Genomic DNA, 23,040 nt, shown 5'->3' on the forward strand with positions numbered 1-23,040 from the left:
CCGGAACCCGCTTCGCAGGCGTGCGTGTGAAATGAACCAGAGCCCCGAACTACTGCGACGCCTGCTGCGTGCCAAGGACCGGATGGACCGCGCCAGCCACGAAGAGTGGTCGGTCGCGCGCCTGGCCGAGGTCAGTGCGGTATCGCCGGCGCACTTCGCGCGCTCGTTCAAGCAGGCCTTCGGGCTGCCGCCACACCGCTACCTGCTCAGCCGCCGGATCGAACGGGCGGTGGCCCTGCTGCGCGACACCAATCTGCCGGTGACCGAGATCGCCGCCCGGACCGGCTGGTCCAGCCTGGGTACGTTCGGCCGCATCTTCCGTGACATCACCGGCGATAGTCCGGGCAATGTGCGGGAGCGCGAGCGCGCCGGCCAATCGATACCCGCCACTGTGCCGGAATGCCACGCACGTGCCGCGCAGCGCCCGGACCTGAACATCGCGGTGCTGGAAAAGCGCCGTCGTGCCGAAGTTGCCGGCGAAGGGCCCGCGTGAGCGACCTCCCGCGATGCGCCTGCGGGAGTGCCCTCGCAGAGCATCAGGCTGGCACTGTGCCGGCCATCAGCAGGTCCGCCTTTGCCGCTGGCGTCTCCTCTGCCGGGTCCTCCAACCAGGAGACATCAGTATCCAGCAGGCAGCTGGCGAACAGGCAGAAGCGGTAGGCGTCGGCGAAATTGGATCCGAGCCCGAATGAAATCCTGACCGCACCGCAATCTCCCTTCTCGAGGATTTTCTCGTCGAAGGTCTTGCAGTCGAGGATCTTCCCGGTCTTGTCCAGTTCGCAGTGTTCGGCGCCTGCCGTCGCGTAGGTCGCCTGCTGCACGGCACCGAGGTTGCAGAAACAGCCGTTGCGCAGGGTTATGCCGAAACGCTCTGCGGCGCGCTTGATGCGTGCGTGCGGCATGATCGAGCCATAGCAGTCGAAGAAGTTCAGCATTAGTGTTGCGCCCTTGAGCGCGGGAGGCGGCCCATAGATCCGGCACAGCGGCAGGTCACCCTTGATGCGGTGGCGAAGTGATGACAATCGCGCGTCTGTCCACGCCGCCAGGGCGCTTGAGCGCTGGGCCAGCGCTTCTACGCCGCCCATCTCGGCGATGAACTCGAAGCCTCTGGCGATCGCCGGGAAGGCCGCATAGTTGGGCGTGCCCACTTCGAAACGCTGGCCGGCGTCGCGGTAGAGCAGGCGGTCAGTGGGCGACCACGGTCCCGAGTAGTAGCAGACGCCTCCGCCCGCGAAGGAGGGTGGCTTTAGCATGCCGAGGGCGGCCCGCCGGGCAAGCAGGCAACCTGCGCCGGTGGGGTAGCCGAAGATCTTGTAGAAGGAAGCTACGACAAAGTCGGGACGATGGATCGTGCAGTCCAGCCGTGATTGCGGAACCCAGGCAGCCGCATCACACAGCACCCACGCGCCCTGCTGCTGGGCCTTCCCGATCCACGCCAGATCGTGGCGGACGCCGGTCGCATTGGACTGCGCCGGGAATGCCAGCAGGTGCGGCGCACCGCGCTGGAGCCGTTGCAACGCACGCTCCATCAGCCCGTCATGCAGCAGCAGGTCATCGTCCAGGGGGATGTACTTCACCATCGCCCCCTTCGAGGTGGCGTACTCGCGCAAGCCATGCACCGATGTGTGGTTGTCCTTGGTCAGCAGTAGCTGCGAACCCTGCTGGAAGGGGAATGATTCGGCCACCAGCCGGATCGCACTGCTGGCATTGGCGGTAAAGATGATCTCGTACTCCTCCGACGTGCATCCGAAGAAGGCGTAGATCTCATCGCAGGCCTTCTGGTAGGCAGCATGGGACGCCTTCGATCCACTGTGCGGATTACCGAGAATGGTCTTCTTGAGCGCCTGGTAGTCCTGCTCAAGCAGGCTGTCAGGTGGCAGCGTTCCGCCCACATGATCCAGGTAGGTCACTTGTTGCTCATCTAGCCGCGCGTACTCCTGCTGGCGCATTGCCTCGACCTGGTGCTCGGGATAAGCGGGATGGTCGGCGAGGAACTGCACCTTGGCATCGTGGAAGGCCGCCGCGGCCTGCGCGCAGGATGGAGCTTGCGAGCCCGTGGGGCACGGCGACGTCGTCAGGCGCGAGAGGTTGCGGAACTCGAGCAAGGGCCGGAAATCAACGGGCGGAATGACCGTTGGCAGGGCCACGCCCCTCGGATCCACCCTGCCGCGTATCAGCCAGGCCTCCACCCGATAGCACTGGTCGGGGACCTGTACATGGATCGCCTCCATCATCGCATCGAGGTAGCGTTCCCGGCTGGGGGTATCGCACTGATTGAACTCCTCCAGCAGGATGCACGCGTTGAAGAGGAACTCGCGGGCATCAGCTTCGCCAAGCGAGAACGCGAGCGGGCGGAGAGCGGCGCATTCGCCGTCGCTGCGGTCCAGCCCCTCGATCGCGAAGGCGCGCGTGATGGGGGACGGATCGGTCAGGCTCAGGGCCGCATCCATCAGTCGCGATGGCATGCCGAAGTGCCTCTGCGACTGCTGGCGTGCCAGTTCAAACAACTGGTTGTAGTGGAACGCCGTAGCGTAGACCCTGCCTCCTGGGCGAAGTACGCGCCTGAACTCGCGGGCAACCCGGGCCTTGTCGGGAGGGAACATCAAGCCGAAACCACACACGATGATGTCGAAGCTGTTGTCCGCGAAGGGCAGCTCGGCCATGTCGACGTCGGAAAGTAGTGGGACGTCATGTTGAAGTTCGGCGCTCAATACATTCCGGGCCACGTCCACCGCGATCGCCGACAGGTCCGTGGCGACCAGGTTGAGGCCCAGCGGCTTGGCCAGGTTCTGGTACAGGTTGGCCGTTATTACCCCTGTTCCGCAGGCGACCTCCAGGATGTCGGTAGCACCCGGTGCGGCACGGATGTCCGCAGCGATCTCCTGCGCCAGCAGTTTTCCGTAAGGACGGAATATTCGTGGGCTCAGCACGCGCTCATAGAATTCCATGAAGGTGCTGAGCGACCAGTTTCGTTCGGATACCACCTTGCATTGGTGCGGCGAGACATCCTGCATGGCGCGCTCCAGGGAGGTGCAGACGTGCAGCGGGGTGGGGAGTCGCGGCCCTTATCGCACGTCTGCTGAAACGCTTTGAGTGATTGATATCACATAATGCGCACTTAATAATTCTGGAAAAAGAGCACTATCACGAATTCCCGCATTCATGGGGACGGTCGCCGGCCAATACCGCAGTTTTGGAGAAGCGCCGCCGGCAACGGGTTGCTAACGTGGACCGCACCTGAGGGAGGTCCCATGACAAACACTGTGAACACGGTCGGCCTGTATGTGCGCGACCAGGACGAAGCGCTTGCGTTCTACGTCGACACGCTTGGCTTTGAGGTGCACACCGACGTACGCAATGGCAGCTATCGCTGGCTTACCATACGCAGCCCCGGCCAGGACGGTTTCCAGCTGGGTCTGTTCGTGCCGGGTCCGCCCACCCATGACGCGGCCACGGCTCTGGCGCTGCAGCAGCTGGTGGCCAAGGGCGCGATGCCGCCGCTGGTGCTGGCGGTTGAGGACTGCCGGGCACGCCATGTGGAATGGCAGGCGAAGGGTGTCGAGTTCACCCAGGAGCCTATTGAACGCTATGGTGCGGTGGATGCGGGATTCCGTGATCCATCCGGCAATGGCTGGAAAATGATCGAAGCGCACTCCGAGGCGAGGCGCCAGCAATGAGCCGCGGCCACTGGGCACGGCCTGTGCACCGCTGGACATCGATCGTTTTCACGCTGGCGGTGATCGCCAATTTCGTGGCGCGCGCGATGGGGCAGGGCGAGCCACCGGCGTGGATTACCTATGCGCCGCTGCCACCCTTGTTCCTGCAGCTGTTGACCGGCCTGTATCTGTTTGCCCTGCATTACGCAGGCAAGAGCCGCAGCGCCTCGCTGGGCGCTGCGGGCTGAGAACGGATCAGGCGACTGCGTCGACCGCGTGGGTGGCAAGCAGGGCGGGCAGGTCTTCCATGCGTTGGAAGATCACCTGCGCACCCGCGGCACGCAGGGCCTCCGGCGTACTGTGGTGCGGACCGCCTTCGCTGAAGCCGAACACGGTGGCGCCGGCGGCCACACCGGCGGTTGCACCGGTAACGGTGTCCTCGATCACCGCGCAGCGTTTCGGGTCCACGCCCAGCGCAGCGGCGGCGGCCAGATAGACATCCGGATGGGGTTTGGTGTGCGGCATGTCCTGGCCGCTGAACACGTGGGCACCGAAGGCGTCGAGGATGCCAACCTTGCCCAGTTGCAGCTTCACCTTGTGCAGGTCCGCACCGGACGCACAGGCAATCCTTCCGCCGGTGGCGACGGCGATCGCACGCACCGCCTCGGGTGCACCCTGGATTGCAACCAGGTCGCGTTCCAGTGCCCGGTTGCGCTGCTGGCGGAATGCTTCCAGCCATTCTTCGGTGAATGGCTTGCCGGTGCGTTCTTCGATCAGTCCGGCCAGGTGGGCCACGGACTGGCCCAGGAACACCTCACCGGCCTGCGCCGGGGTCAGCGGCCAGCCGCGCTCGGTCAGCATCTCCGAGAGCACGCGGGCTACCAGCGGCTCGGAATCAACCAGTACGCCATCGCAGTCGAACAGCACGGCATCGAAGGGGAAACGGGACATCTACAACTCCTGGGGCAATGCAGCGGGGCAATCACCCGTCATTTTCCCACAGCCGCGCAAGCGGGGCACCCGTGGCCATGCCGAGCACCCCGCGTCCTTCCAACAGGATGATCAGCCCAGATCACAGCCCGTCGGCTGCGGCCAGGTGGTGGCCGGCAGCATGTTCTTGAGCGAAGCCGGCGCATTGATGGCCACGTAGCTGGCACCGAGCAGCTCTTCCAGGTCGGCGATGGTCACCAGATAGTTGTCCAGGCTGCCGAGGTTGGCCTCATTGGGGATGATCCAGCTGATCGCCTTGGCGGTACCGGTGTTCGGGTCACGGGTGATGACGGTCTTCCAGAAGAACTCCGGCGTGGGAATACCGTGGCTGGCCAGGAAGTAGTCATTGGAGGCATCGCCATAGACCACGCCGCCATAGACATCCACCGGCGCGATGTCGCGGTAGCATTCGGCCACGTTCTCGGCCTTCACCCAGATGCCCTGGTTGAAGCTGGACACCTGCGGAACGATGTTGGTCATGTAGTTGGCGCGACGGATGTAGGTCGCGTTGTAGTCCATGTGGTTGGAGGTCACCAGGTGACCGCGGTCATAGCCGCTGCGGATGCTGGCATACGACGCGGTGCTGTTCTGGCCGAGGCAACCGGCCGGCAGGTCCGGGTCCTTGTAGAAGCTGGACGGGCGAGCGGCGGAGCCGGTGTCGGCGGTGAGCGTGTACTCGTAGCGGGTTGCGCTGTGGATGCTGCAGTCGTACGTCAGCACGAAGCCGCCCTTGTTGAGAGTAACGACCTGGGCCTGGGCAGCGCCGGCGAAGGCGCTGAGGATGAACACGAAGAAGAAGCTTGCAAGGCGCATTGCGGTTCTCCAGCAGAAGTTCAGGGCGCAGCCGTCCGCCACGACCGTGCGGGGGCGAGGTCATGTGAGGACACTGCGGAGTCGGGTAGTGCGGAATGCGTGGGGCGTAACCGCGATGACAGGGCCGCGGAGGCCGTGCGGTGTCGTAAGCGTCACAAGCTGTCGCCTTTCGGTCAACGACGAAAGGGCGAAGCTGTGACCGCGCGCAACCACCGGACCTGTGTCAGATTTCGTGGCACGTGGATGAAACGCGCGCGTGCTAGGGCATTTCAGCGGTGCAGCGCCGCACTGCTGCTCATGGCATCACCCATACCAGTGCGTATCGAAGGGGCGTCATCGCCGTGTCATCAAAAACTGTGCACCACGTCAAATTTTAAGGTAGTGTCGATTCCGCTACCGGGGGGTAGCGGGGTGCACGGCGTCGGGGACTACGCGTCGCACCTGCAATTGAAGCACCAGACATCACAGCGCCGGCGCTGACGCCGGCGTGCATCTCGGGCTTTCAATGGAAGGGGTATTTGATGCGCAATGCATGGATCAAACGAAACAAGTGGATCGCACTAGGCCTGGTCGCAGGTGCGGCATTGGCTGCGGCGGCGGTGAGTGTAGGCGGAATGGCCCCGTCGACGCCGTCAAAGACGGGTAATCCCTCGCTGGATGCGCGCGCCGGTGGTCCTGCTGCGCCCGCTGCCGCCGGGCCAGGAAGCGGACTGGGCGAGCTCTCGCACCGCTACATCGTGGTGTACCGCGAAGAGCCATTGGCCACCTACAAGGGTGACATCCAGGGTCTTCCCGCACCGGAACGCAAACGTCCCTCCGCCAGTGCCGCGCGCGCAGCGGCAGCCACCGGCAGCGTTGCCACCGACCGTATCGCGGTGCAGGGTGCCCGCTCACGTGACTACGTACGGTTTCTGGCTGACCGCCAGAGCCAGCACGAAGCGCGCATCAACTCGGCACTCGGTCGCAGCGTGAAGGTGGAGCGCCGCATGCAGCACGCGATCAATGCATCGGTGCTGCAGATGAATCCGCAGGAAGCCGAGCGCGTACGTGCATTGCCGGACGTGCAGCTGGTGGAAGAGTACCGCGAGTATGAGCAGGACACCGACGTCGGACCGGGCCTGATCGGCGCGTCGGCACTGTGGAGCGCCTCACCCACACCATTCCGTGGCGAGGGCATCGTCATCGGCGTCATCGATTCGGGTATCAATTTCGGTAGTCCTGCGTTCACTGCCCGCGCCGAAGACGGCTACGAGCACATCAACCCGCTGGGCGCGGGCAATTACCTGGGCACCTGTGCGCCTGGTGGCGCCGATGAGGGCCGCTGCAACAGCAAGCTGATCGGCGGCTACGACTTTGTCTGCGCCGCACCGGGTAACCAGTGCGGCGTGGCCGATGTCCGCGAGGAACCCGGTTTCGGCGATACCAATGGTCATGGCAGCCACACCGCATCGACTGCGGCTGGCAATCCGCACATGGCGTCGTATCGCGGCAACCAGATCCATATTTCCGGTGTTGCGCCGCGCGCCAACATCATCGCCTACGACACCTGCTACACCGAGATCTCCACAGGCCGCGGCCTGTGCCCGAACACGTCGACACTGGCGGCGGTGAACCAGGCGCTGGCCGATGGCGTGGTCGATGTCATCAACTACTCCATTGCCGGCGGCACTGCACCGTGGGGTGAAGCGGTGTCGCTGGCGTTCCTCAACGCGTCGGACGCAGGGATCTACGTCGCGACCTCGGCCGGCAACTCCGGTCCGGGCCCGAACACGATGGGCCATCTGGAACCGTGGACCGGCAGCACGGCCGCCGCCACCCATGGCCGTGGTGACATCGAACTGTATGCGGCGGTCAGTGGCCCGGGCAGCGTACCGCCCGCACTGGGCGTCATTCTGCTGACCGAAGGTTCGGGTGGCGTGCCGTTCAGTACGCCGATTGCAGCGACCACGCCGCTACGCGTCAGTGCCGGCATCGACAGCGCCAACGATGGTTGTACGGCCTTCCCGGCCAGCACCTTCCAGGGTGCGATTGCGGTGATCCGTCGTGGCTCGTGCAACTTCAGCGACAAGGTCAACAATGCCGCCGCCGCGGGTGCGATCGCGGTACTGATCGGCAACAACCAGCCGACGCCGATCCTGCCGAACGTTGCCGGGGCCTCGATTCCGGCCTTCGCCATCGATCAGGCCGACGCCGACGCGCTGCGGGCCTTTGCCAGCAGCGTCGGCAACACCGCCACCGCTGGCATCGCCTATCCGGCGACCAAGGTCAGCAACACGCCGGACGTACTGGGCGATTTCAGCTCGCGTGGTCCCGCCGGCATCTTCGATCTGGTGAAGCCAGACGTCACTGCGCCGGGTGTGCGCGTGCTCGCCGTGGTCGCTGGCAATGAAGTGACCGGTTCGGAAAATGCCGTTGGCCTGATGGACGGAACCTCGATGGCCTCGCCGCACCATGCCGGCGCCGCTGCCCTGTTGCGCCAGGCCCGTCCGGACTGGACCGTGCAGGAAGTACGTTCGGCATTGATGATGACCGCACGCCAGGACGTGCTGAAGGAGGACGGCGTGACACCGGCCGATGCGTTTGCGATGGGTGCCGGTCGTATCCAGGTCGACCAGGCGCTGCGCGCGGGGTTGGTGCTGAATGAAACCAAGGCCAACTTCTTCGCTGCCGATCCAGGCAACGGTGGCAACGTGGCTTCGCTCAACATCGCCAGCATGGGCAAGCGCACCTGCACCGACAGTTGCACCTTCACCCGCGTGTTCCGCAACGTGCTGCCGACCCGGCAGACCTGGACGGCGAAGGTGCAGGGCTTGACCGCCGTTGTCTCGCCGTCGGTCTTCACCCTTGCGCCGGGCGAGAGCAAGGCGGTGCGGGTGATCGTCACCACCGGATCGGTACCCAACGATGGCAGCTGGCGTTTCGCCAGGCTGACTCTGGCACCGCAGGGCGGCGATACCAGCCAGCCGCTGCTGCGCTTGCCGATTGCGGTTTCGGTACCGCCGCCGCAGATCGCAGCCACGCCGCCGTCGAACACGCTGAGCCTGCCGGCCGGTGGCAACGGCCTGTTGAACCTGCAGATCGCCAACACGGGTGGCTCGCCGCTGGAATGGCAGATCGACAACACCGGCGTGGGTACGCGCACCCTGGTCGCACAGGCACCGAACAATGCCAATGGCCGCCGCTCCACGCGTTTCACCGACGCTGCCACGGTCGGCGCACGCGCGCAGCTGTCCGCAGATGACTTCACCCTCGGCGAGGCAACCGGCATCAGGCGCATCGTCGCCGATGGTTTCGTCAACGGTGGCAGCCTGGCCACTTCGACCAACATCAACTGGTCGATCTACCGCGATGTCGCCGGCAATCCGGAAGGCAATCCGGAATCCAGCCCGCAACTGGCGGTGTGGTCATACACCTCATCGGCAACCGGTGTTGGTGTAAGCACGTCCGGCTTTGCCAGCATCAACCTGGACCTGGCGGCAGCGGGACAGAACGTGAACCTGGCGGCAGGGCGCTACTGGTTGGTGGTTTCGGTGCGTGCGCCGCTGGCAACCAGCTGGTTCTGGTTCAATGCCACCAGCGGCGACAACGTCTACCGAAGCGCGATCATCAACCCTGATGGCAGCGGTGCGTGGTCGGCCACCAGTGGTGCACCTGGCCTGGCGTTCGGCCTCGGCGGCAGCAATTCCTGCGGTGCCACCTGGATCGGCGCACCGACCCGTGCCCTGGGCCGCATCGTGGCCGGTGGCAACCAGGCCACGCAGGTATCGATCAGCGCCGCCGGGCTTGCACTCGGCAGCTACTCCGGCTTCGTCTGCGTGGGCAGCAACGACCCGATCACGCCGAAGACCGCCGTACGCGTGGCGTTGACCGTGACGCCGTAGGGCGACGCGGGCACCCGGACCGGCCCTGCGCAGGGGCCGGCCCGGATCCAACTGTTTCCGGCGCTGGCCGGGAACCTTCCTTGATGGACCTTGGGGGTACCGTGAAGACGATGCACAAGCACATCCTTGCCGTGGCGCTGGCCATGGCAACCGCGCCGGCGTGGGCCGGCGATACCTGCCAGCTGGACGATGGTTTCGGCGGCGTGTCCAACGGCGGCGCCAGTGCCGGCGGTGCCGCCTCGATGGCCTGCGGCAATGGTGCCGATGCCAGCGGCGATCTCTCGGCCGCTGTGGGTACCGGTGCCAGTGCCAGCGGCACCGGAAGCACCGCCATCGGCGCTGCCAGCAGTGCCTCGGGCAACCAGAGCGCTGCCGTGGGCGTAGGCGCATCGGCCACGGGTGCCAACAGCAGTGCGATCGGCGACAGTTCGACCGCCAGCGGCGACTTCAGCAGCGCCAGCGGCTCGGGCAGCTCCGCCAGCGGCTCGTTCGCCACGGCATCGGGTGCCGGCAGCAATGCCACCGGCGAGAACAGCACGGCCGTGGGCAGCCTGTCCGAAGCCAGCGGCGCCAACAGCAGCGCCGTTGGCAACGGCGCGGTGGCCACCGCCAACGACAGCGTCGCACTCGGTAATGGATCAGTGGCTGACCGTGCCAATTCCGTATCCGTTGGCAGTGCCGGCAACGAACGCCAGTTGACCAACGTTGCTGCCGCCACCCAGGGCACCGATGCGGTCAACCTCAACCAGATGAACACCGCCAACGCCAGTACGCTGTCGTCGGCCAACAGCTATGCCGATGCGCGCGCCACAGCCACGGTCAATTCGGTCAACGCGTATACCGATGCGAGCAGCGCGGCAACGCTCTCTTCAGCCAATGGCTACGCAGATACGAAGGCTGCAGCCGCGGTGACCACCTCCAAGGCCTACACGGACGCCAGCAGCGCCAGCACGCTTTCATCGGCCAACACCTACACCGATACCAAGTCCGCGCAGGCGGTAACCACTGCCAATGCCTACACCGATCAGCGCCTGGCCCAGTTCTCGCTGGACAACAACGGCCTGCGGCAGGAGATGGAGCGTCGCCTGCGCCACCAGGACCAGCGCATCGATCGCATGGGTGCGATGAGTTCGGCGATGTTGAACATGGCCATCAACGCCGCTGGTTCGCAGAGTCCGCGCGGCCGCATCGCCGTCGGCGCCGGCTTCCAGGGCGGTGAGCAGGCGCTGTCGGTCGGTTACGGCAAGCGCATCGGCGAGCGCGCCTCGTTCTCCCTGGGCGGTGCCTTCAGCAACGGCGAGAAGTCGGCCGGCATGGGCTTCGGCGTGGATCTGTAAGCGCACGGTCGGGCAGGGGGCAGGTATCGCCCCCTGTTCAGCCAGCAACCGCGCGCAACATGCCGCGAACGTCATGCTGCGTCGCAAGTTGTCAGCCACCATTCGCACTGGTACGGTCCGACCCGTTGCACCACCAACGACGGGGACAGACGACGATGCGCAAGATATTGCTGCTGTTGATCCTGCTGACAGGGCTGGCGCCCACCGCCTGGGCGGCCACGGTCAAGACTACCCACCGCACCATTCCCAGCTGGGATGGAACGCCTCTCGGAGCCTTCGTCATCGAACCGCAGGACGCGGGCAGCGGCCGCTATCCGCTGCTGGTGATGCCCAGCAGCTGGGCAGTTCCGAGCGTGGAATATGTGGGCGTGGCACAGTCATTGGCGCGACGTGGCTACGTGGTCATCAGCTACAGTTCGCGCGGCTTCTGGGAATCGGGCGGCGCCATCGACATTGCCGGACCGGCCACGGTCGAAGATGTCAGCGCCCTGATCGACTGGGCGCTGGACAACACCCAGGCTGATCCGGCGCGGATCGGCGTCTCCGGCATCTCCTACGGCGCCGGCACCAGCCTGCTGGCGGCGGCGCGCGACCCGCGGATCAAGGCGGTAGCGGCCCTGAGCGGTTGGGCTGACCTGCAGGCGTCGCTGTACAGCAACGACACCCCCAGCGCACAGGGCATCGCCCTGCTGGTGGCGGCCGGGCTGGCTACGGGGCGCCCAGGTGCGGAGCTGGCCACCATCAACCGCAGCGTGCTGCTCGGCAACTACCAGGGCGCGGTGGATTCGCTGTTGCCGGTTGCGGCTCAGCGCAGCCCCGGCGCCAGCATCGACGAGATCAACGCCAACCAGCCAGCCATTTTCCTGGCCAACGCGTTCAACGACAGCCTGTTCCCGCCGGGCCAGCTGGTGGATTTCTTCAATCGCCTGAAGGGCCCCAAGCAGCTGCAGCTGCGCCACGGCGACCACGCACTCAACGAGGCCTTCGGTGCGCTGGGTGTTCCCAATGAGGTCTATGACCAGGTGGGGGCGTGGTTCGATCACTACCTGAAAGGCACGGCCAATGGGATCGAGCGCCAGGCGGCGGTGCAGCTGAAGTCGCAGAAGGGCAGCTGGAGCCGCTATCCGGACTGGCAGGCTACCAACAGTGGCGCCGTCAGCTACGGACTGACCGCACCGGGCGGGCTGCTGCTGCCCACCGGTGGCCTGGCAGAGAACGGGCGTACCACGGGCTGGAACTATCGCATCGGCAGTGGCCTGCTGACGGCCGCCAACTCCGGCATCGTGATGGCGTCTGGCGCGCTGCAGATGATCAATCTGCCACCGGGGGCCTACGTGCCGTTCGTGGGACGCAATGCCGCCGGTGTCTGGCAGGGGCCGATCTACTGGAGCGCACGGCGCCTGGATGGTGCCCCCGAAGTGCGCGTGACCGTCACCCCCAGCCGCGCCAACACCACACTGTATGCGTACCTGTACGCGGAAGATGTGCTGGGCAATGGCCAGCTGATCAGCCACAAGCCCTACACGCTACGCGGTGCCACGCCGGGCCAGCCGAAGACGCTCGACCTGCGCCTGGAGGCGAGCAGCTGGAACATTCCGGCCGGCAGCCGCCTGACCCTGGTGGTCGATACGGTGGATCTGCGCTATGCGGGCATCAGCCAGCTCGGTGGTGCGGTGACCTTCAGTTCGCCGGCCAATGCACCTTCGGTGCTGAAGGTGCCGTTGCATTGATGGGGTGCCGCGCCCGTTGCGGCGGGCTCGGCATCGCAGGCCGGAAAGCTGCCAGACTGCAGATTGATCCAGGGCAGGGTTGAATCGATGACGATCACGGGGCTGCTGATGGGTGCGCTGCTTGCCGCTCCGGGCGCGCAGGATGCACCGACCGACTGGTCGGCCACACTGATGAAGGATCTGGATGCCGCCGACGCGGCCATGCGCGGCAGTCATCCAGGCATGGTTGACCGGCAGAATCCCGGTTTCGTTGCACAGCTGGACGATGCGTTGGCGCTTGCACGCTCACGTACGGGCCGTGTCGGCAGTTTCGCCGGGTACTGGTGGGCGATGAAGGGCTATGCGGCGGCGTTCAATGATGGCCATGTCAGCCTCAATGCACTTGCCGGTGCACCCGAGCTGCCGACACGTTGGCCCGGCTTCCTGACCGGCTTCGACGGCGACAGGCAGGTGGTCATGACCGTGGAGGGTGGCCCGGGCCATCCGCCACTGGGCGCGCGATTGCTGTCGTGTGATGGCATTGATGCACAGACACTGGCTGCACGCCGGGTGGGTGACTTCAGCGGGCGCTGGAATCTGCAGGCCAGCCGCATCCTGACCGGCGGCGAAGTGATGCTGGACCAGGGCAATCCGTTCGTGACTACGCTGCACTCCTGCATTTTCGGAGCGGGTGGGCATGAGAAGGCCTATGCGCTGCAGTGGAAGCCGCTTGACCTGGAAACCCGCAAGCAGCGCCTGGCCGACACCCGCCGCAGTTTCCGCCCGGCCAATGATTGGCACACGATGCCCGATGACGGTTACTGGATCACTACCAGCAGCTTCAACGCCGACCCGACCGAGCAGAACTTCAGGGAACTGACCGGCCTGCTTGAGCAGCTTTCGCTGAAAACCGAAGCGCTTCAGCAGGCGCCGCTGGTGGTGCTCGACGTACGTGGCAACAGTGGCGGTGCTTCGCAATGGAGCATTGAACTGGCGCGATTGATCTGGGGGCGTACCGCCGTGGATGCGCTGCCTGACCACAGCTGGGTCGAATGGCGGACGTCCGATGCCAACATCGCCCAGCTCCGCGGGTTCCTGCAGAAGTTGAAGCAGGCGCCCGACGCATCGCCCGAGCTGCTGCGCATGCTGGAAACCGTGACGGCGGGAATGACACAGGCGGCTGAGAGAGGGGAGGCGCTGTGGCATGACCCTTCCAGCATCCCGGCGGGTGAGGCATCGAAGCCGGTCCGTGCCGGATCAGCGCGCAGCGGCAGGGTGGTGGTGCTGGCCGACGCCTCCTGTGGCTCGGCCTGCCTGGATGCACTGGACCTGTGGAAGCAGCTGGGTGCAGAGCAGGTAGGCGTGGAGACCTCGGCCGACAGCCTTTACATGGATGTACGGCCGGAACGGTTGCCCAGCGGGCTGGCCAGGATCTCGGTGCCGATGAAGGTTTTTCGGGGACGGGTGCGTGGTTCGAATCAACCGCATGTTCCCCATCGCCGGTATGAGGGCGATATGAGAGACACTGCGGCACTGGAAGCATGGATATCGGGCAAATGATCCGGGCCTGGCGGCTCGGTAATCAATTGCACCAGAGCGTTAAACCTTTTCATCGGCATCTGCATCCAAGTCGCGATGAGCACAGCGCCCGCTGCGCCACGCTTTGGGAAGGAGCCTTTCAATGCATGCAATTCCTCGCGCAGCATTCCGATGCATGGTGATGATCCTGCTGGGGCCGCTCACGGCCAGCGCTGCGGTCACCGAGATCCCCTTCGAGCTGGGCAAAGACCATCGGATCTACGTCGAAGGCGCAATCAACGGTTCGCGCCCGCTTCGCCTCCTCGTCGATACCGGCGCATCGGCGCTGGCGGTTGCCAGGCACGTTCAACAGGATGCAAAGCTGGTCATTGACGACCAGAGCGAGAATACCGGCTCCGACGGAGTGACTTTTCTCGACTACAGCACGCATAACTCCGTCCAGATCGGCGCCATGCGGCGACCGATGGGAGCCGTAGTGATCGACTACCAGGGGAGACCCTTCGATGCGGTGCTGGGCTGGACCTTCTTCCTGGGAAGGGTTCTGGAGATCGACTACGACCGCAGCGTGCTGCGCGTGCATGACGATCTACCCGAACTCGTCGGGTATGTCAGGGCCAACGTGCGCTGGATCGACAATACCCCGGCCATCCAGGTCGCGCTCAGCAACGGCAGTAGTACCTTCATGCCCTGGCTTGCACTGGACACGGGCAGCAATGGCAGCATCGATCTGGCCTATGCATTCGGTGCTACCCATGATCTGCAGGCGGCGTTCCCGGAGCGGTTGGGAACATCACAGTTCAGCGGCAGCGCGGGCCGCAAGATCAGGGCGGTGGACGTGCGCGTGCCTGTGGCGACCATTTCAAGCCTGCAGCTGAAAGATGCCAAGGCCTCGATCACCCTTGATGACGATGGCTCCGGCGGTGAAGGAATCCTTGGCAGTGAGGCGCTGCAGCAGTTCAATCTCCTGCTCGATACCCGCACCGGCAGCGTCTACCTTCGGCTCAATCAGGGCACTGCGGCGCGGACTGCAGAGTAATCGGGCAACCGGTCCGATCAGCGCCGAACGTCGAACTGCTCGCTCTCCAGCAGCGCCCAGACTTCGGCCTCGCGCACGGGACTGAAGTCCCCGGGAATGGAGTGCTTCAATGTGCCTGCGGCCAGACCGAAACGGACGGTGCTCTCTGCATCAAACCCGGACACCAGGCCATGCAGGATCCCGGCCGCAAATGCATCGCCGCCACCAATCCGGTCAACGATGCCGGGCAGTGGTCGCGAGGGTGCCTGTGCGCGGGTGCCGTCGCGCCCGAGCAGCAGCGCACCCAGTACGTGATGATCGGCGCTGACCAGCTCGCGCTGGGTACAGGCCAGCCACTGCAGTTGCGGGAAGCTGGCGAAGGCGGCAGCTGCGGCGGCTTCAACGCGGGCAACCACATCGTCCTGGGCAAAGCGCAGCCCAAGCACCAGTTCGATATCGCGATGATCGGCAAAGATGATATCCGCTTCGGCGAACAGCTCCCGCAGGATGGCGGCAGCGTTGCCACCCCAGCGTTGCCAGAGCGAAGGGCGGTAGTTGCCGTCGAAAGACACACGCACGCCTGCCTTGCGTGCGGCTCGTGCAGCGCTCAATACGGATTCTGCAACATTGGCGCCCAGGGCCGGACTGACGCCGGAAAGGTGCAGCCACTGCGTATCACGCAGCAGTGTCGGCCAGTCATGGTCGGCAAGGGTACCGTTGGCGAATGCCGAACCCGCCCGGTCATAGACCACCTCACTGGCGCGCTGCAGTGCGCCGGTGGCCAGGAAATATAGGCCCATGCGGTCGCGGTCGACTTCGCGCACACCTGCCACGCCCACGCCATGCCGTCGCAGCTCGGCCACCGCATGCCGGCCCAGCGCGTTGCCGGGTACCGCACTGACCATCTGCACATCGTGGCCGAGACAGGCCAGTGAGACAGCTACATTGGCCTCGGCGCCCCCCACGTGGACCTGCAGCTGCGGTGTCTGCAGCAGCAGTTCACGACCGGGTGCGCCCAGGCGCAGCAGCAATTCACCGAAACAAACGACGCGGCTCATCGGTTCTCTCTCACTCGGTAGGGGTGCAGCCCAGCATGCGCAGATCGATGGCATCGGCCATGCGCCGGTAGCCCTCGTCATTGGGGTGCAGGTGGTCGCGGGTGATGTCGGCCGGCAGTGATTCGGGCGACTTCGTATCGCGCATTGCGGCATCGAAATCGATGATGCCATCGAACCCGGTCTTCCCGCCGCGTGCCCACTGGTTGATCGCGTTCCGGGTCGCTGCGGAGACCGGCTCATAGCGCTCGGAGCCGCCGAATGGCGTCAACGTACCCAACCAGGCGCGGATGCCGTGCACATGCAGTCGCGCTGCAACCTGCTGATAGCCCAGCAGCATGTCCGCCGCACTGCGTCCAGGCACCGGCTGCGTACCGCCGCCATGGCGGATATCGTTGATGCCTTCGAACAGGATCACCTGATCGGCATCGGCCACCGCGATCACATCGCGGTCCAAACGTGACAGGGCGCTGTGGCTGCGGCCATGGTCGAGCAGTTTGTTGCCGCTGATGCCCTGGTTGAGCACCACGAAGCGGTCCGGGCAGGCCTGCTGCAGGCGCTGCGCCAGGCGCTCCGGCCACTGGTTGAAGGTGCCACGGCGGGCGGTGGCGCCTTCGGTGATGGAATCGCCGAGTGCCACGATCACCTGCGGGCGTTCGGCACGCTGTACGAGCACCGCGGAGAACACGTTCTGCTGGTAGCTCAGGCGCACGCTGTCGGCGACCGATGTCTGCCTGCCGTCCGCTACCCGCACTTCGGTGCGGCGCACGGCGGGATGGGTAGGCTGCGGGAAGTAGGCCGTCACGCTGATCTCCTGCAGCGGCGCCACCGGCATCGGTACCGGGTCGCTCAGCAGCGCGGCACCCACCGGCACCTCGATGACCGCGCGGCCATCCACCGTTACCGGCAGAGGAGCGGACTTGCCGTTCTTCACTCCTACGCGCAGGTCCTCGATCCGTAACGGCGCAGTGCCGAGTTCGTTGCTGATGCGCAGCCGCAACGCGTCGCCACGGCTGCCGATCCGCATGTCCTGGCGCACGGTCTGCGCGGCGAACTGTACCGGTGCCTCGGGCATTCCGTCCTTGCGGTCGGGTGCCGGTGACGCGGTCCATGCGGTAACCCAGACCGGCGCCGCCCATGCGGCGGGGGCGGTCATGGCGGAACAGAGTGTCAATGAAAGTAGAAGTGTCCAGCGCTGCATGGGCAGGAGTCCGGTCAGGTATCAGGAGAAGTAGGTGCCGCCGTTGACGTCCAGGTTCGCGCCGGTGATGAAGGCCGCCGCATCCGAGGCCAGGTAGACCGCCGCATCCGCCGCTTCTTCCGGCAGGCCCTGGCGGCGCAGCGGAGTGGCGCCCGCCACCGCAGTGCGCACTTCCGGCTTGGTGAACTGGTCATGGAAGCGGGTGGCGATCATGCCGCAGCACAGCGCGTTCACGCGGATGCCCTTCGGACCCAGCTCCTTGGCCATGGCGCGGGTGAAAGTCATCACCGCCGCCTTGGCGGTGGCATAGATCGACGCGCCAGGGCCACCACCATCACGGCCGGCCTGCGAGGCGAAATTGACGATGGCCGCGCCTTCGCGCATGTGCGGCACCACCGCGTGCGTGGTCAGGTAGGTCGAGGTCAGGTTCAGGTCCATCACGGTGTGGAAGAACGCCGGGTCGATCTCGGCCAGCGGTCGACGCTGCACCATGCCACCGGCCACGTTCACCAGCAGGTCGATGCGCTCGCCGAACGCGGCCTGTGCCGAAGCGACCAGGCCGGCCACGGCAGCGGCATCGGTGACGTCGGCGCGATGGGCGATAGCCTGGCCGCCGGCCGCCTCGATGATCGCCAGCGTCTCCAGTGCACTGGCTTCGTCATTGGCGTAATTGAGGCAGACACGGGCGCCTGCAGCGGCCAGCTTGATCGAGACGGCGCGGCCGATATCGCGGCCACCGCCGGTGACAATGGCCACCTTGTCCTGGAACGACATGCGGAAAACTCCTTGGTTTGTGGGGGAATGGATGTACTTGGAAGAGAAGGAGACCCAGGCTCAGCCGCCGCGACGGTCGAGCTTGTGGATCGGCCCGGTCCACCACCACAGTGCAGCCAGCGACAGCGGCACCAGCGCGGCGACGAGGATGAAGATCGGGGCATAGGAGTGGCGGGTCAGCACCGGCACCAGCCAGGTGGTGATCAAGGTGCCGGCGACCGCCGCCAGGCCACCCAGGCCGGCCAGCGTGCCAACCGAGCGACCGTCGAACAGATCGCCGGGCAGGGTCTGGATGTTGCCGATGGCCACCTGGAAGCCGAACAGCACCGCAGCGATCGCCAGCACGGCCAGCAGTGGCTGGTTGGCCAGCACCGCGCCCAGCAGGGCGGGGGCCATGATCACGCAGCCCAGCGTGATGGCCAGCTTGCGTGCACGGTCCACGCTGTGCCCGGCGCGGATCATGCGACCCGACAGCCAGCCGCCGCTGAGGCTGCCCAGCATTGCGCCGACAAACGGCACCCAGGCGAACAGGCCGATCTGCTTGATGTCGAAGCCGAAGGTTTCAGCCAGGTAGATCGGCAGCCAGGACACGAACAACCACCAGATAGGGTCCAGCAGGAACCGACAGGCGAGCATGCCCCAGCTCTGGCGATGGGCCAGCAGCTGGCGCACGCTGGCCTTCGGCGCCGCCTCTGTCTGTTGCCCGGCCTGGTCTTCCATGATCAAGCGGCGTTCGGCATCGCTCACCCACGGATGCTTGTCTGGCCCGGCTCGGTACACGAACAGCCACGGCAGCAACCACAGGAAGCCGATCGCACCAACCAGCACGAAGGTGCCGCGCCAACCCAGCCACAGGTACAGGCCGGCGATGGCCGGTGCGGAGACGATCGCGCCGATCGACGCACCTGCGTTGAACACGCCTTGCGCCAACGCGCGTTCGCGCGCCGGGAACCACTCGGCATTGGCCTTCACCGCGCCGGGCCACGCGCCTGCCTCGCTGATGCCGAGCATTGCCCTCACCAGGCTGAAGGACAGCATCGAATGGGTGATCGAGTGCAGAGCGATGGAGATCGACCACACGCTGATCGACAGGGCGAAACCCAGCCGAGTGCCGATCATGTCGAACAGGCGCCCGAACAGGAACTGGCCGGCGGCGTAGAACAGCATGAACACCGTTACCAGCAGGGCATAGTCGTCCTTGGTCGCGCCTACTTCCTTGGCGATTTCCGGCCACATCACCGCCAGCGCATTGCGGTCGATGTAGTTGATGACCGTAGCCACGGCGATCAGGCCAACGATCAGCCAGCGTACGGCCGACCGCACCGGCACCTTGCGCAGATTGGCCACCACAGCAGGGCCGTTCATTTTCCATCACCCTTGCTGCGGTCGATGCGCGCGTGGCTGCCGCTCCAGCGGTAGGCATGGCCGTCCACGGTCACGCTGTGCTCGCCCTTGGCGCTGCTGTCGTCGGCCACGCCCAGCGCGATGCGTGCACCGCTGGCCAGGCGCAGCTCGATCACTTCTGCGTCGCTGCCACGGGTGCGCACCACCTCGCGGATGCGGCTGTCGGCACCGTGCACGTACTCGGCGGTGCCGTTGTACTCGCCGTGGGGTTCCAGCACGCTGAAGAAAGTCACATCCTTCTGTCCTTCCACGCGCTGCAGCAGTGCAGGTTCACGGCGCAGGTTGAATTCGGGATCGTTGGCGCCGCTTTCCACCAGCAGTGCCTGCGATGGTGCGCTGCTGCCGAAACGATAGGTGTAGAAGCGACCATCCAGCAGCCAAGCCAGCGAGCGCGGTTCGCTGCCAGGCTTGCTGCGCGCATCCAGCCACAGGTGCTGGTAACCGTTGTCCGCACCCAGCACCGGGCGCTGTGCGGGGAAATGTTCGGCCTCGAAGCCGGTGCTGACGATATGCCCGTTGAAGTGCAGCGGCAGGTCGTAGCGCGCGGTCTTGTCACCGTGTACCTGCATCAGGTCCAGCACCACCGGAAGGGCAAGGTCCGGGTGGCGCAGCAGTGCCTGGGTACGGGTGAAGACCACGCCAGGGTAGGCGTCGCGCATCATTGCCGAGGCTATCTGGGTATCGGCATCGGCCTGGAAGAAACGCACCTGCGGCGCATGTTCCTCGCCGCGCTTCCAGTCGCCCTTGAAGTGGCTCTGCTCGTCCACCACCAGGGTGTTGTGGGCCACGGTCTGCTTGGCCCAGCTGCGGTTCTCGGCCAGGTAGATGCCGCCGCGCTTGGCTTCCACGTTGAGGAAGCGGGCGGCGCCGTAGTCGGTCACCACCGGGTTGCCTTTGTCGTAGAACAGCCAGTTGAGCTTGTCGAAGTGGCCATGGCCCATGCCCTGCATGGTGTCCTTCTGCACCAGCGCCTGGCCGCGTTCGCCGTTCATGCGCAGGATCGCCAGGCCGCCGCGATCGCCGTCGGGCCCGTCGCGCAGCAGCATCGGTCGATAATCGAAGGGCTTGGCCTTGTTGGCGGCCAGTGCCTGCGCCACTTGCAGGCCTTCGGGCGACAGCAGCAGGCGCTTCTGCTGCTGTGCCACCGACAGCAAGCGATCGTCGCCGGTGCGTGCATAGGCGATGCCGATGCCAGCCACCAGCTCCTCGGTATCGATGCCTTTGTCGAGGATGGCGTCGTTGATCGGGAAGAACAGGCCGCCGTAGCTGGTCTGCACCAACACGTCCACTGCCTTCAGCAGTACGCCATCGCGACGCTGGAAGATCTTCCGCTGCGGCTCGTTGCGCTCGATGGCGTTGGCGAACAGCAGGAACGGCGCCAACGCATAGCGCTGGTAGTAGGGGCCTTCCTCGTAATAGCCATCGGGCGAGAACAGCAGGTCGATCTGGCGCAGGAAGCCGAACTGGTCGTTCTTCTGGCTGCCACGCAGGGATTTCTCCACCAGCTCCGGGTCGCGCAGCACGTAGCCGGTCATGCCGGTCGCAGCCACCGCCCAGGTCGCATGGTTGTGGATCTGGTCGTAGTTCTTCGGCTCGCTCACCAGGAACTCCGCCATCGGTCGCAACACCTTCGATTCGATGGTGTTGCGATCCTCGGCGGACAATGCATCACGGATCGCGTCGTAACCCTGGATGGCGTTGACCAGCCACACCGAATCGTTCAGTACCTGCCAGAACACGCGGCCGGGAATCTGCCCGCGGCCTTCCGGGTGCGGCCCAAGCGTGGGGTAGAGCTTCGCGTACTGCAGCAGCATGTCGCGCGCGTAATCAACATAGGCCTGGTCGCCGGTCAGCCGGTACAGCGTGCCGGCCGCAAGCAGCGCCTGGTAGTTGCGCTTGTGCTGTTCATGGGTGCGGCCACCGCCTTTGTCCCTGGGCACCGGCACGTCGATACCGGCTTTCATCATCTTCTGCAGAGTCTTCTGCGAGCGTGCCTGTTCCTTGGCAAACCACGGGTAACGGCTGCCTTCGCTGGCCATCTGCTGCCATTGCGCGGCAGTCACCAGCACTGGTGCGGCATCGGCCTGGCGCGCCGATGCCGAAGGTGCCGCCAGCAGCGGCGCAGCGGGAAGCAGGGCGAACGGAACGGTCAAGGCCAGGACCAGGGAAACGGACAACGGTTGCAACCTCATCGATCAACTCCGGTGCTGGTGCGTGACAGGGCAACCTCGCCCACCTTGGGATACCAGTCCACGCCGGTCGCCTCGCGCGCGGTCATTGCGAGGCCGGGATCGGCGCCGACAGTGGGCAGGGCAGGCGCGGGTACCCACGACGCATTGGCGGACTGCTGCAGAGTGACCGCACGGCCTTCGACACCGCCGGGGAACACCGGGCTGGCCTGCGGCGACTGCAGGTTGCCGCTGAAGCTGATGCCGGCCAGCGAACTGGCGGCATTGGGCGGGTTCCTGCTGGTGCGGTTGACGATCAGGTTGCCGGTGAAGCGACTGTTGCTGGCGGCGACCACGATGCCCTTGGCTTCATCATGGCCGACGCCGAAACTGATCTTCGCCACATCCACGAAGGTGTTGCGGCTGATCGCGGCGTTGACCACCGGCGCATAACCGGACAGCGGCGAATCGGCTTGCGCATCCATCACCGCCAGCGCGGAACGGTTGCTGGAACCGGCCAGCCGTTCGAAGTAGTTGTTGCTGACGGTCTGGTCGGCATTGATGATGCGCACGCCGCCGGTGCCGGCCTTGTCATCGCCCAGGAACACGTTGTCGATCACGCGGTTGCCGTTGCCGTGGCGTAGCGTGAGCGCGCCGGCCGAGCGGTAGAACACGTTGCCACGATAGGTATTGCCACCCGACTTGTTGCTGATGATTTCGGTCTCGCCGTCGCAGCCTTCGAACCAGTTGTTCTCCACGGTGCTGTTGGAGTCGCTCAGTGAGGTATCGCTGGTGCCGACGCGTATCGTTTCGCCACCGTTGACGCCCAGTGCCGGGCGCGGCCCGAACCAGTTGTGGTCGATACGGTGCTGGTTGTCCAGGCCTTGGGTTGCATCGCGCACCACCACCACGGTGGGGCCGGCATTGGTCTTGCCGCGCAGCTGGCTGTGGTCGAGGCGGTTGTGGCTGCCATAGAAGGAAATCCAGTAGTCCTGGTCGCTGGCATCGGGGTTGGTGTAGTCGTCGATCACCAGGCCGGTGACGCGGCTGTTGCTGGCGACCGCCTTGCTGGATTCGCGGAACGCCACCACCGCGTCGCCGGGTGCGTAGCCGTTGCGGAACACCAGATTGGACACCTGCAGGTAGCTACCCGCCAGGCGCAGGTCCGAGCGTCCGCTGAGGACGACCTTGCCGGCCGTCTGCGCGCGCAACACGATCGGTGCTGCGTCCGTTCCTTGGCCTTTCAGCAGGAGGCGGGCGTCGGCCCAGGTGCCATCCGCCAGCACGATTTCATCCCCTGGCTGCAGGGATGCCGAAGCCGTCGCAAATTCGGCCATGTCGTGAACCAGCCAGCTTGCCGCAGACGCTGTCTGAGTGGTCAGGCAAATTGCCAGGCCAGTGGTCAGGCACTTTGCGATGAAATAACTGGATCCTGGCTGGTGAGTCGAGCGAATGCGCATGAAATCCTTCCAGAGGCGGCCTTGCCGTCGTTTCAGGG

The 23,040-nt window shown here is 65.4% G+C and carries 16 protein-coding genes and 2 pseudogenes; 9 read left to right on the plus strand and 9 right to left on the minus strand.

What is annotated here, in order from left to right; translation table 11 throughout:
* Nucleotides 1–31: 31 nt before the first annotated feature.
* Nucleotides 32–493 (plus strand): helix-turn-helix domain-containing protein, encoded by a 462-nt coding sequence (locus AC07M7_RS12910; protein ID WP_046985575.1) that lies wholly within the window; start codon nucleotides 32–34, stop codon nucleotides 491–493.
* A gap of 43 nt (nucleotides 494–536) precedes the next feature.
* Here AC07M7_RS12910 and AC07M7_RS12915 read toward each other — a convergent pair whose 3' ends face one another.
* Nucleotides 537–3,014, minus strand: a complete 2,478-nt coding sequence (locus tag AC07M7_RS12915) for an aminotransferase class V-fold PLP-dependent enzyme (RefSeq protein WP_495207540.1) — start codon at nucleotides 3,012–3,014, stop codon at nucleotides 537–539.
* A gap of 237 nt (nucleotides 3,015–3,251) precedes the next feature.
* Between AC07M7_RS12915 and AC07M7_RS12920 the strand changes: the two genes are divergently transcribed.
* Together AC07M7_RS12920 and AC07M7_RS12925 are read left to right on the plus strand one after the other, a co-directional pair.
* Nucleotides 3,252–3,677: a VOC family protein gene (locus AC07M7_RS12920; RefSeq protein WP_046985573.1), complete on the plus strand. Its 426-nt coding sequence runs from the start codon at nucleotides 3,252–3,254 to the stop codon at nucleotides 3,675–3,677.
* On the plus strand, nucleotides 3,674–3,904 hold the full coding sequence (locus tag AC07M7_RS12925; protein WP_495207541.1) for a hypothetical protein: 231 nt from the start codon (nucleotides 3,674–3,676) through the stop codon (nucleotides 3,902–3,904). Before AC07M7_RS12920 ends, AC07M7_RS12925 begins: the two co-directional genes overlap by 4 nt.
* 7 nt (nucleotides 3,905–3,911) lie before the next feature.
* On the opposite strand, the gene AC07M7_RS12930 is transcribed toward AC07M7_RS12925, so the two are convergent.
* Entirely contained in the window at nucleotides 3,912–4,607 is a 696-nt protein-coding gene (locus AC07M7_RS12930) for an HAD family hydrolase (protein WP_495207542.1), read from the minus strand.
* 111 nt (nucleotides 4,608–4,718) lie between these two features.
* The gene (locus AC07M7_RS12935) at nucleotides 4,719–5,459 is read right to left on the minus strand and encodes a DNA/RNA non-specific endonuclease (RefSeq protein WP_495207543.1); all 741 of its coding nucleotides are present in this window, start codon (nucleotides 5,457–5,459) and stop codon (nucleotides 4,719–4,721) included.
* A 521-nt stretch (nucleotides 5,460–5,980) separates the two neighbouring features.
* Here AC07M7_RS12935 and AC07M7_RS12940 point away from each other — a divergent pair.
* From AC07M7_RS12940 to AC07M7_RS12965, 6 genes and pseudogenes are all read left to right on the plus strand, one after another.
* Nucleotides 5,981–9,340, plus strand: coding sequence for a S8 family serine peptidase (locus AC07M7_RS12940; RefSeq protein WP_495207544.1), 3,360 nt, complete (start codon nucleotides 5,981–5,983; stop codon nucleotides 9,338–9,340).
* A gap of 242 nt (nucleotides 9,341–9,582) precedes the next feature.
* Nucleotides 9,583–9,984: pseudogene (locus AC07M7_RS12945) on the plus strand (YadA-like family protein); the annotation flags it as partial.
* 453 nt (nucleotides 9,985–10,437) lie between these two features.
* A pseudogene (locus tag AC07M7_RS12950) lies at nucleotides 10,438–10,677 on the plus strand (YadA-like family protein); the annotation flags it as partial.
* Nucleotides 10,678–10,832: 155 nt separating this feature from the next.
* Nucleotides 10,833–12,407: a S15 peptidase family protein gene (locus AC07M7_RS12955; RefSeq protein WP_253078010.1), complete on the plus strand. Its 1,575-nt coding sequence runs from the start codon at nucleotides 10,833–10,835 to the stop codon at nucleotides 12,405–12,407.
* An 87-nt stretch (nucleotides 12,408–12,494) separates the two neighbouring features.
* Entirely contained in the window at nucleotides 12,495–13,946 is a 1,452-nt protein-coding gene (locus AC07M7_RS12960) for a S41 family peptidase (protein WP_495207545.1), read from the plus strand.
* A 154-nt stretch (nucleotides 13,947–14,100) separates the two neighbouring features.
* Entirely contained in the window at nucleotides 14,101–14,961 is an 861-nt protein-coding gene (locus AC07M7_RS12965; protein ID WP_495207546.1) for a retropepsin-like aspartic protease, read from the plus strand.
* A gap of 17 nt (nucleotides 14,962–14,978) precedes the next feature.
* Here AC07M7_RS12965 and AC07M7_RS12970 read toward each other — a convergent pair whose 3' ends face one another.
* The 6 genes from AC07M7_RS12970 to AC07M7_RS12995 are packed head-to-tail and all read right to left on the minus strand — an operon-like array spanning nucleotide 14,979 to nucleotide 22,879.
* Nucleotides 14,979–15,998, minus strand: coding sequence for a sugar kinase (locus AC07M7_RS12970; protein WP_032970406.1), 1,020 nt, complete (start codon nucleotides 15,996–15,998; stop codon nucleotides 14,979–14,981).
* Nucleotides 15,999–16,008: 10 nt separating this feature from the next.
* Complete coding sequence (locus AC07M7_RS12975; RefSeq protein ID WP_495207547.1) at nucleotides 16,009–17,196, minus strand: GDSL-type esterase/lipase family protein; 1,188 nt, start codon at nucleotides 17,194–17,196, stop codon at nucleotides 16,009–16,011.
* A gap of 21 nt (nucleotides 17,197–17,217) precedes the next feature.
* Nucleotides 17,218–17,970 (minus strand): SDR family NAD(P)-dependent oxidoreductase, encoded by a 753-nt coding sequence (locus AC07M7_RS12980; RefSeq protein ID WP_136638001.1) that lies wholly within the window; start codon nucleotides 17,968–17,970, stop codon nucleotides 17,218–17,220.
* A 60-nt stretch (nucleotides 17,971–18,030) separates the two neighbouring features.
* Nucleotides 18,031–19,335: an MFS transporter gene (locus AC07M7_RS12985; RefSeq protein ID WP_495207548.1), complete on the minus strand. Its 1,305-nt coding sequence runs from the start codon at nucleotides 19,333–19,335 to the stop codon at nucleotides 18,031–18,033.
* Nucleotides 19,332–21,566, minus strand: coding sequence for an oligoalginate lyase (locus AC07M7_RS12990; RefSeq protein ID WP_495207549.1), 2,235 nt, complete (start codon nucleotides 21,564–21,566; stop codon nucleotides 19,332–19,334). Before AC07M7_RS12990 ends, AC07M7_RS12985 begins: the two co-directional genes overlap by 4 nt.
* Nucleotides 21,563–22,879, minus strand: coding sequence for a polysaccharide lyase 6 family protein (locus AC07M7_RS12995; protein ID WP_495207550.1), 1,317 nt, complete (start codon nucleotides 22,877–22,879; stop codon nucleotides 21,563–21,565). Before AC07M7_RS12995 ends, AC07M7_RS12990 begins: the two co-directional genes overlap by 4 nt.
* Nucleotides 22,880–23,040 lie beyond the last annotated feature (161 nt).

Source organism: Stenotrophomonas sp. GW821-FHT09E08 (genome assembly GCF_059416125.1).